The sequence below is a fragment of the Trinickia sp. genome, assembly GCF_051961175.1.
Lineage (GTDB): Bacteria > Pseudomonadota > Gammaproteobacteria > Burkholderiales > Burkholderiaceae > Trinickia.
Genome location: NZ_JBQCDN010000251.1, coordinates 1 through 5,927, shown reverse-complemented (window position 1 = coordinate 5,927; position 5,927 = coordinate 1). Strand labels below are relative to the sequence as shown.

Sequence of the window (5,927 nt, the reverse complement as noted above, 5' to 3'; positions counted from 1 at the left end):
AACTCGCGCCCGCGCGCGGCCTAACTCCTGGTGGACGGCACCTACATCTTTGTCGTTCGCGCGCGCGAAACCGTGCCGGCACTCTTCGCCGGCGAATCGATCCTGCCGGCGTAAACCCGCGAAGGCGGCATCAAGGGGCGGTGCATGCCACACCGCCCCGCTTCGCTGAACGTGCGCTCAATGCAAGTCGATGACGGCGCAAAGCCATCGCCCCACCACGGCCACAGCCCGGCCACGGGCACCGGCGGCAGCCCGCAACATCACACGCGCCTGCGCGTACTGAGCTTCGCCCGCCCCCAAACGAATAGCCGCCAGCCCAGCAGCGCAACGACGATCGCGCCGTAGAGCTTCGGCAAAACGAGATCGTGCTTGCCGGCCTTCATCCACCAGAAGTGCAGGATCGCCAGCGCGGCGATCGCATAGATCGCACGATGCAGCGTCTGCCAACGCCGGCCCAGCTTGCGCGCGGCCGCGCGCGGGGAAGTGGCGGCGAGCGGAATCAGTAAAACGAACGCCGCGAATCCAACCGTAATGAACGGACGCTTGCCGATGTCCTTCAGAATCTCCGCCACATCGAACCACTTGTCGAACCATAGGTAAGTGGTGAAGTGCAGCACCCCGTAGAAGAAGGCATACAGCCCCAACATCCGCCGAAACCGCAGCACCGCATTGATACCGGTCATCCGTCGCAGCGGGGTGACCGCCAGCGTGATGCACAAGAACACAAGGGTCCAAAGCCCCGTCGAGCGAGTGATGAACTCGATCGGGTTCGCGCCGAGGCGATCGGTCAAACCGAACAGGACGAGACGGGCGAGCGGATACCAGGCCGCAACGAACACACCGATCTTGGCCGGTGCAATCCAACGCTCGGCACCGCTGCCTCGCCGGCTCGCAGCATGAGCGACACGCGCGGGCTGAGCAGTCCGTGCGGACTGCACGCGGCCGTTGCGGGCCTCGCCGCTCGTCAGCGTTTGGGTATCGAGAGACATGAAGCGATCCTTTCGACTCAAAAGTATTTGCGCAGGTCCATGCCCTGATACATCGAAGCGACGAGACTGCCGTACCCGTTGAACATCAACGTCTTGCGCTTCGGCTGGAAGAATCCGTCCTCGCCGATCCTCCGCTCGGTCGCCTGGCTCCAACGCGGATGGTCGACGGTTGGATTGACGTTCGAATAGAACCCGTATTCGTTCGGCGCATAGGCATTCCAGCTCGTTGGCGGCTGCTTGTCGACGAAGCGGATCTTGACGAGCGATTTCGCGCTCTTGAACCCATATTTCCACGGCAGGACGACGCGAATCGGCGCCCCGTTCTGATTGGGCAGCACCTGCCCATAGACGCCAACCGTCAGCAGCGTGAGCGGGTTCATCGCTTCGTCCATCCGCAACCCTTCCGAGTACGGCCAATTGAGGATCGGATCGGCGATTCCCGGCATTTGCGAAGGATCGGCCAGCGTAATGAACTGAACGAACTTTGCATTGCCCGTCGGTTCCGCGCGCTTGATCAGCTCGGCCAGGGGGTAGCCGATCCAAGGAATCACCATGGACCAGCCCTCGACACACCGATGCCGATACACGCGCTCTTCAAGCGGCGCGAGCTTCAGCAATTCGTCGATGTCATAGACCTTCGGGTGCTTGATCTCACCTTCGACGCTGACGCGCCACGGATGCGGCCGCAACGTGCCGGCGTTCTGCGATGGGTCGTTCTTGCCGGTGCCGAACTCGTAGAAGTTGTTGTAGGTGGTGATGTCCTGATAAGGCGTGACTTTTTCCGGCACCACGAACTTCCCGTTGGTCACAGCCGCCAGCTTTTGCGCTTTCGCGTCTGGCGACGCAAAAGCGCCGAACGCGGCGCGGCTGAACCCGAGTGCACCGCCGGCCGCCGCTAACCCGGCTGCCCCCGCCGCCTGCAGCACGCGCCGCCGGTTTTCGAACACGGCGCGCGGCGTGATTTCGCTGGCGGCGATGTCTTCGCCGGTCAATAACATTCGCTGCTCTCGCTTGATCCACACGATGCTGCTCCTGAAGAAAAATCGGATCGCTTGCTCACTCGCTCGTCGAGCGCCATTTCAGACCCGCTCGCGGTATATACCGCCGCCGGCGCCGTTTGGATGCATCGGATTGCGCCGTGGCGCGCGTTTTCCAAAAGAAAAACCGCCGCAGGGCGACCAAGCGGCGGTTTCTTCGTGACGGGGCGCGATCGAAATCGACGCTAGGCGCAGCCGATTACAGCTTGCCGTAGCTATGCAGCCCAGACAAGAACATGTTGACCCCGAGGAAGGCGAACGTCGTCACCAGCAAACCCGTGAGCGCCCACCAGGCGGCGGCCGCCCCACGCAAGCCTTTCATCAGACGCATATGCAGCCACGCGGCGTAGTTAAGCCAGACGATCAGCGCCCACGTTTCCTTCGGATCCCAGCTCCAATAACCGCCCCAGGCCTGCGCGGCCCACAGCGCACCCAGAATCGTCGCCACCGTGAAAAACGCGAAGCCGACGGCGATCGACTTGTACATGACATCGTCGAGCACGACGAGGGACGGCAGCCGATCGCTCAGGATGCCGCGCTCGCTGAGCAAGTAGGCCACACCGACCATGGCGGACAGCGCAAACGAACCGTAGCCGATGAAGTTTGCCGGTACGTGGATCTTCATCCACCAGCTCTGCAGCGCGGGCACGAGCGGCTGAATCTGCTGCGCATCGCGCGAGACCGAATACCACATCAGGAAACCGACGGCTGCGCTGATGATGAGCAGAACGAACGCGCCAAGCGAACGCGTGGCGTAGTGCTGCTCGTAATAGAGGTAGAACAGCGCGGTGATGAGGCAGAACAGCACGAACACTTCATACAGGTTCGAGATGGGAATATGCCCGACATCGGCGCCGATCAGGTACGACTCGTACCAGCGCACCATCATGCCCGTGAAGCCCATCAAGACAGCGAACCACGTGAGCGAAGAACCGATGGCGGCACCTGACGGCGAGCGCGACAACAGGCCGATCCAGTAGAACAGCGTGGCCAGGACGAACAGTGCGCTCATCCAGAGAATCGCGGACTGGCTCGATAGGAAGTACTTCAGGAAGAAAGCCGAATCGGCACGCGAGAGATCGCCGTGATAGATCTGCAACGACAGCAGCGACATGACCGCGATGCCGACGGCGAGCAGCCGAACCGGCTTCCACCGCCAGCCGAGCACGGCGAGCGCGGGCACGGTGCAGACCAGCACGAGATTGTCGTAGTAGTTCATGTACGCGTGGTAGCGCGACAGCGCGAAGCCGGCGCCGCCCACCAAAGCCAATGCGAACAGCCAGTCGAACGGCCCCAGGCGGCGCAGGAACGATCGCTCGTCCAAGGCGCCGGGAGCCGAGCTGGAACGGGAAACGTGTGTCAGGTCCATGATGAGTACGAAGGTCAGTCGTGCGAGCCGGGGGACGATTCGATCGCCGCGTCAAACACCGGGGATTGGGCGCTTGCGTGCGCGCCATGGGACGAGGGCGGTGCATCGTGCGCCGCCGCACCGAGGGTGGCGCCGACGGCGTCGCGCACCGTCACGAATTCTTTCTCGAAATCGAGCGTTTTGCGCGCTGTCGACATCGCCATGACGACGGTCGTCCCGGTCCCGGCTGCTGCATCCTTGAGCCAGAACCAAAGCCGCCGCTCGCGCACGTAGAACATCGAGAAGATGCCGGCCACGAGCAGCAAGCTGCCAAGATACACCACTTTCGTGCCCGGTGCCCGCGTCAGCTGGAACACCGACGCCTGCACCTGCTTGAACGAATCAAGCTGCAGAAAGACGGGCGATCCATACAAGAAGCTGTCGGATAACGCATTGATCGACTCCTGCACGAAGCGGCTCGCGCTGGCCGTGGGCTGTGCGTCGGGCTCGCCGGCTTGCTCGCGTGCGAACTGCCACAAGTCCCACGTCGAACCCTCGAGCATCCGCAGCAGCAGCGATGCCGCCTTCTGCTGATCGGCCTTCGGAACGGAATGATCGATGAACGTCGCGATCGCCTGAAAGCCCCCAGGCGCCGTACCCGGCGCGGGTTTGCCAAGGGTGTCGTCGGCGCCCGAGAAGAGAGACAGGACACGCGCCGCGCTCTCTTCGAGGTGCCCGCGCAACGCTTGATTCGAATCGGGAACCGAACGCTGCGCGAAACGATGGGCCGCCTGAGCACGCAATTGCGGGTTTGCCAACGCCGCGCGTAGTTGCATCCACTCCTTCAGGCTGCCTTGATCGTCGGCGGGAATGCGCAAATAGCGGAACGGATCGTTCGGCGTCGTCCGCATGCCGGCGAGGAAGAAGCGCGTACCCTCGACTTGGACGGGCAACATGTAATTGTTGAATTCGCGCGCTTGGCCGTCGGTGCCGCGAATCTTGTACTGGACCGATGGGCCGACGTTTTGCAAATCCACCTGTTTCGACGATTTCGCGCCGGAACCGAGCCGCGCATCGAGCATCTGTTCGACGGAATGACGAACGACAACGCCGCGCGCATCTGTCTGCCCGCTGCCGTTCGTGATGTTTTCGACGTTGATCGCCCGGAAATCCGCGAATTCGACGGTTTGCCCGTCCACGCCGGGCATCGAGGCCGCCAGCGGTGCGGAGCTGCCGATCGTGCCGCTGACAGGCATCGTCTTCGTCGTATCGCCCGTCATCGGCCAAGCCGTCATCGACATCTGCGAGCCGCCGTCCTGGAAGCTCGATTGATAGATCGACACGCCGTCATACTCGAACGGCTTGTTCACTTCGACGCGCGCCGGGATGCGCTGCCCGGTGCGGTGATCGATGACGACGATATCGCTTGCGAACAGTTTCGGCATCCCCGTCGAGTAGTAGTCGACGATGAATTTCTTCAGCTCGATCGAGAACGGCAAGTCCTGGATCAACGACCCCTTCGGCTGATTCAGAATGGCCGTCGAGACATGTTGCCCTTCCGGCACCCACGCATAGCCGCGGAATGTCGGATTGGACGGCGATAGCCGATGCTCCGGCGAGATATCGTTGATGACCGCGCTGGTCGAGATCGGCGATTTGCCGAACAGCCACATCTGAAATTTGATCGGCAGGTTGCTGTCCATCAAGCCGCCGATGCAAATGACCACGATGGCCAGGTGGGCGAAGATGTACCCGATCTTGGACAGCGCGCCGCGTTTCGCCGCAACGAGCGTGGCGCCTTCCGTTTCGCGCACCACGTAACGGTAGCCGAGCTTGCCCGCGAGCGCGGACAGCCGCTGCGCCGTTTCCGCGCGTGCACCGCCGGCCTGATATTCGGCCTTGTGGTGGAACGCGCGCAAGCTGCCCTCGCGTACCTTGTCCTTCCAGCTCTTCATGTCGGCGATCATCTTCGGGCCGTTGCGAATCACGCACAGCGAGATGGATACGATCAGGAAACCGAGGATGAGCATGAACCACCACGCGCTGTAGACCGTGAACAGGCCCGCCGCGCGGAAGATGTCGGCCCAGAACGGGCCGAATTGATTGACGTAGTTGGGGTAAGGGTCGTCTTGCGTGAGGACTGTCCCCACGATGCTGGCGATAGACAGCACGACGAGCAGTGCGATCGCGAAGCGCATCGAACTGAGCAGTTCGATCGTGTGCTTGAGGACCCGACGGTCCGACTTCAACTCATAACCCGAAGTGGTGACGCTCATTCAAACTCCTGTCGACCGGGGCGCATCGCGTTGGCCGCCGGCGGCGGCGCGTGCCTCGGCACGTGTCGCCGCGACGAACGGGAGCAACGACTCCGGTCCATACACAGCAATACAGCAAAAAAGGGTGAGGGCCAGCCGCCGAAGGCGGTGGCGCTCCCACCCTTTCTTGTTCTCGCCGGGCTTCGCCCGGCTTATCGTTCGATCCCGGAGGCGGTCAGTGCAGGCCGGCGATGTAATCGGCCACTGCCTTGATCTCGCTATCCGAGAGCCGCGAGGC

Annotated in this window: 4 protein-coding genes; all 4 read right to left on the bottom strand. The window is 62.5% G+C overall.

Annotated features, from left to right (window positions below; all coding sequences use genetic code 11):
* Positions 1-260: 260 nt before the first annotated feature.
* Positions 261-989: a protein-methionine-sulfoxide reductase heme-binding subunit MsrQ gene (msrQ, locus tag ACTHL0_RS15310; protein ID WP_440567660.1), complete on the bottom strand. Its 729-nt coding sequence runs from the start codon at positions 987-989 to the stop codon at positions 261-263.
* Between the two features lie 17 nt (positions 990-1,006).
* Positions 1,007-2,011, bottom strand: a complete 1,005-nt coding sequence (msrP, locus tag ACTHL0_RS15305; protein ID WP_440567659.1) for a protein-methionine-sulfoxide reductase catalytic subunit MsrP — start codon at positions 2,009-2,011, stop codon at positions 1,007-1,009.
* A gap of 214 nt (positions 2,012-2,225) precedes the next feature.
* Complete coding sequence (gene ccsB / locus ACTHL0_RS15300) at positions 2,226-3,395, bottom strand: c-type cytochrome biogenesis protein CcsB (RefSeq protein WP_440567658.1); 1,170 nt, start codon at positions 3,393-3,395, stop codon at positions 2,226-2,228.
* Between the two features lie 14 nt (positions 3,396-3,409).
* Positions 3,410-5,650, bottom strand: coding sequence for a cytochrome c biogenesis protein ResB (locus tag ACTHL0_RS15295; protein WP_440567657.1), 2,241 nt, complete (start codon positions 5,648-5,650; stop codon positions 3,410-3,412).
* Between the last annotated feature and the right edge of the window lie 277 nt (positions 5,651-5,927).

Bases quoted from the DNA above. Each gene is read 5' to 3' on its own strand.
- msrQ (WP_440567660.1), bottom strand. From the start codon at position 989: ATGTCTCTCGATACCCAAACGCTGACGAGCGGCGAGGCCCGCAACGGC.
- ccsB (WP_440567658.1), bottom strand. From the start codon at position 3,395: ATGGACCTGACACACGTTTCCCGTTCCAGCTCGGCTCCCGGCGCCTTG.
- ACTHL0_RS15295 (WP_440567657.1), bottom strand. From the start codon at position 5,650: ATGAGCGTCACCACTTCGGGTTATGAGTTGAAGTCGGACCGTCGGGTC.